This is a genomic window from Pseudanabaena sp. 'Roaring Creek' (assembly GCF_001402795.1).
In the GTDB taxonomy this organism is placed as follows: Bacteria; Cyanobacteriota; Cyanobacteriia; order Pseudanabaenales; family Pseudanabaenaceae; genus Pseudanabaena.
In genome coordinates, this window is record NZ_LIRE01000291.1 from 1 (window position 1) to 4191 (window position 4191).

General features: G+C 41.4%; 4 protein-coding genes. 3 read left to right on the forward strand and 1 reads right to left on the reverse strand.

Annotation, left to right across the window (positions count from 1 at the left end):
* The first annotated feature begins 437 nt into the window (after positions 1 to 437).
* The 3 genes from AC805_RS10125 to AC805_RS10135 all read left to right on the forward strand — a co-directional run bounded on the left by AC805_RS10125 (position 438) and on the right by AC805_RS10135 (position 2306).
* Positions 438 to 785: a LapA family protein gene (locus AC805_RS10125; RefSeq protein WP_055075324.1), complete on the forward strand. Its 348-nt coding sequence runs from the start codon at positions 438 to 440 to the stop codon at positions 783 to 785.
* Between the two features lie 160 nt (positions 786 to 945).
* A complete protein-coding gene (locus tag AC805_RS10130; RefSeq protein WP_055075325.1) occupies positions 946 to 1803 on the forward strand; it encodes a segregation/condensation protein A in 858 nt (285 codons plus the stop codon).
* Positions 1800 to 2306 (forward strand): PPC domain-containing protein, encoded by a 507-nt coding sequence (locus AC805_RS10135; RefSeq protein ID WP_082429459.1) that lies wholly within the window; start codon positions 1800 to 1802, stop codon positions 2304 to 2306. The genes AC805_RS10130 and AC805_RS10135 overlap by 4 nt, the downstream gene beginning before the upstream one ends.
* A 175-nt stretch (positions 2307 to 2481) precedes the next feature.
* Here the strand turns inward: AC805_RS10135 and AC805_RS10140 are convergent, their stop codons facing one another.
* A complete protein-coding gene (locus AC805_RS10140) occupies positions 2482 to 4023 on the reverse strand; it encodes a phycobilisome linker polypeptide (protein ID WP_055075326.1) in 1542 nt (513 codons plus the stop codon).
* Between the last annotated feature and the right edge of the window lie 168 nt (positions 4024 to 4191).

Below are 4191 nucleotides of genomic sequence, written 5' to 3' on the forward strand. Positions count from 1 at the left end.
TATAGCTATAGCCAAATAAGTTAAGACATAAAACCCAAAAGAGTGTTGCGGCGCTTTGCGCCGCAACACTCTTCTGGGTTTTGTTTTTGTCCTAATATAACTGGCTACTGCTATAGCTAGGCGCTTAGTAATCCTAAATGAGTCGAAGCCCTGTTTTTCTCATAAATAATTTATACTTGGTATGTGTTTTATAGCCATCGGCGCTTGTGTTTAGGAAAACATCAAAATCTTAGAAGAAATTGCGGCGCTTCGCGCCGCAATTCTTTATGTAAAAATATAAATGTTCGCAGTCATAAAATTGCAAAAAGTGCCAGTTGGTTGTCAGTTGGTAAATTGCATAGAGATCGATCTTTGAGTCCCCTTTATATTGCTGTAGACATTATGAGCATTGTCTGATAAATCATTAGCTAAGAATATAGAACTGAGGATTAATTGTCGTGCGTCAAATCAATTTCATTATCTTTTTTGTTTTTGCCCTAGCCTTAGTATTGTTTTCTTTAGAAAATACATCTCCAGCGTCCATTCAAATCATTCCCGAACTTAAAGTTGACGCTCCAATTTCCGTTGAACTGATCTTAGCAATGGGACTGGGTGCGGTATTAGCTTGGATCTTTAGTGTTTGGTCGGGATTGCAAAAATCAATTGAAATGCGTAATAAAAACGTGCAGATTCAGAATTTGCAAGAAACCGTACAGAATTTGAGCGTTGAGATTGAAGAGCGCAAACGTCTAGTTTCAGCCTCGGCGATCGATGTAGAAATTGATGAAGATAAATCGAAAAATTAATTTGGGGGATAGGGCTAAATAAGTAAGGATTTTAGGGAAAGTGCCGTTGGTATAGCCTATATCGCATATCGACAAAAAGTCAAAGACATAAAAAGCTAAAGAGATTTGTTATTTCATCGCAATCGATGATATTTTTAAGCATCCGCTTCTCGTAAGCTCCATGACTCTATCGATCGCCGAATCAGTTACCAAAGATGCCATTGCCCTACTCATCGACCTTGCAGAACGAGGCGAGATCGATCCTTGGGATGTACAGGTGATCGATGTGGTCGATCGCTTTCTGTCACGGTTAATTGTGAGCGATCGTCGCGATTTGTACGACTCAGGACAGGCGATGCTTTACGCATCAATGTTGGTTCTACTCAAGGCAAACTCATTATCGGACAGTCAAGCTGCCTACGACCAAGAAACCAGCGATGATGCTGAATTGGATAATTTAGATTCTGAGGTTGTTTCTGACTCGATGAGACTGCCAACGGATTTTGATAAACGCTTGCGCCGTTTGCCCGTAGCTTTGCCCCCCAAAGCGAGACGGATCACCCTAGAGGAACTGATCGCACAGATCGAGTCGATCGCCGAGATCGTAGATCGCAAAACTAGCAAGCCTGCCAAGCGCCAAATGCAAGGTAAGGTGGCAAGACGCGCCGCCATGAAAGCGATCGCCCAGCTCGCTCACAAGGAAAATTTGTCGGAGATGGTTACGGAAATCGAGCATTATTTTTTGCTCCATCCTGATGAAGAAATTGAGATCACCGATCTCGCTGAAGTATTTAACGATCGCGTGGGGGTATTTTGGGGGTTATTGCTGATGTCTTCTCAGTCAAAGGTTGAACTATTCCAAACAGAGTTTTATGGCAAGATCCAGATCGTGCCCACAATCAAAGCCCCAACTGCTAAAGCGCCAACTGCTAAAGCCACAACCAGTAAAGAAATCGCATTTACCAATGGTTCGTCTAATTCCGCAGTAGAATCTACTCAGTTACAATTAACATTCTCTGAATTAAAAGAAGTTTCGTGAAGCAGCTTAAATTATTTGACAGTCATAATTCTCTAGTAAAATCAGTTCGGAGATGCGTTTTTTTTCCTGTTATCATCTCTGGGCTAGGCGCGATCGCAATTTCAGCCATCAATTTTGTTCCCCAGTCATTAGCGCAAATTCCGATATCGTCTTACAAGCCGATATCCATTAACAGTGGTGCTGAAGTCAATGACATCCTAACTGAAAAAGATATTCCCACAGGTCAAAAAGGATTTGCCCGCGACTATCTGATTGATGTCCAGAAGGATGAGCGCCTAGAAATTACTGCGGAATCGCAAGCCTTTGACACAGTATTGAGCTTGTTAGATAGTAAGGGTGATGTTGTTGTGGAAAATGACGATGCATCTAGCGAAACTACTAACTCATTGATCTTTTTTAAAGTCCGTCAATCGGGAAAATACACCATTCGCGTTTCATCTTTTGGTGGGAGTAGTGGTGGTAAATTTACCCTTAAGGTAACTAAACTCCGCGCGATCGAGTAATACCAATTCCCAGAAGTGTAGCTACACTTTTGGGAATTAAAAAGCAAACCCAGTAAAGGTTTTAAAATTACAAAATGGCGTAGCCATTTTGTAATTTGGTATAACTTCGACTCCGCTCAGCCAAAGTTAGCTGAGCGGAGTCGAAGCCACAGGTACTTTAATTAATAACCAGTCCCTAACCTTTTGGCTTCTGCGATCGCGGGACTTGGGTATTGCTTTTGGGCTTATTAAAACCTCCACCTGCTTTACTGGAGGTCTTAGACTTTTTCGGTTTTGGTAATGGGGCTGCTTCCAAAGGTTTGACAGATTCAACTTCTGAAACTGTTACAGTTTCTTTAGCATCATTTTCAATATTTGTTTCAGTAGTTGTTTCAATGACTGTTTCAATGGCTGTTTTTAGCACATTTTCTAACAAGCCCTCAGCAAGAATTTCAATAGAGGCTTCGGCAAGCTGATGGGGCGCTTGTTCGGCAACAATGGCTTCTGCCATCGGCTCGACAACTGGTTCGACAATTGGTTCAATTAGTTCTACGATTTCAGCAATTGATTCTAAAACAGGTTCGGCAATTGGCTCGGCAATTTCCGCAATTGACTCGATATCAGCAATTGGTTCGACAACGGGTTCGGCAATCGGTTCTATAATTGCTTCGACTGCTGGTTCTGATATATTTATAGATGCTGAGGCGATCGCAATTTCCGCGATCTCCTCAGCATCGATCCCTTGAGTTATGGCTCCTTGCTTACTAAACCCACGACCAGTTTTGCTGGAAGCCCGTGACTTTTTGGGTTTAGCTTGCGCGATCGGCTCCTGTTTGTTAAAACCATTACTCGTTTTGCTGGAAGCTCGTGATTTTTTGGGTTTAACGTCTAAATTTACAGGTGAATTTGCAGGTGAATCTTCATTCTTGGCAATGGATATTGCTTCTTCCGAGATAATTTCAGCTTTAATTTCAAGATTGCTTTCAGAAATTACTTCAGGGATGCTTTCAGAAATTACTTCAGGGATGCTTTCAGAAATTGCTTCGGGAACAACGTCAGCAATACTTTCAGGAAGTCTTTCAGGAACAACGTCGGGAATACTTTCAAAAATTGTTTCGGAGACAGTTTCAGCAATGACTTCAGGAGTAACGGCTTCAATAGCAATGACTTCAAGGTTATCTTCTCCAATTGGTTCAGGAGATTGTTGAGAAATTGGTTCGGTAAGTTCTTCGGGAGATTGTTGAAAAATTGGTTCGGTAAGTTCTTCGAGTTCAACGGCAGCCTCTTCAGGAACTTCCTCAAGAAGCATAATTTTTTCATTACTCTCTTCATCACTTTCCGAGGAGAGTTCTAGAGGAATTTCTGAAGGTTCTTCGGTAAGAAATCCCATAGGAATGTCTAGAGCTTCTATCGTTTGTTCAGTTTTTTCGGTTTGTTCTTCGATCGCAATCGCAGGAGTAGAGAGACTGCATGGCGCAACCTCAACTTCAGCTATAGAATCGGCTGTCAAAGGATTGAGTTGCAGTCTTGGAATAGATATTTTGATAATTTTGCCGCCAGACCGATGGATTGCTTGCAACCTCTGGGAAAGGGAACTGTAGGGAACTGTTACCTTATACCCAGCAGCACCTCTTGCCATTCTGTTGGAATGATTGCCGCCAGTAAACTCAATTGTTACTCGCTGATATTCGTCAACGCTTAGGTTAGGGTTGGCAGAATTAATATCTAAACTTTTCATATCAAAATCATCCTAGCGATCTCGATCGGGCGATCGCATTTCAAAACTTTTTAAATAATCTGTATAAGTATTCCGTAAAAATGACGCTGAAAATCATTTTTTTTACACTCCAAATATTACAAAAGATTGCTTGGTAATCTTTTGTAATATTAAAACCCAAAATAGTGT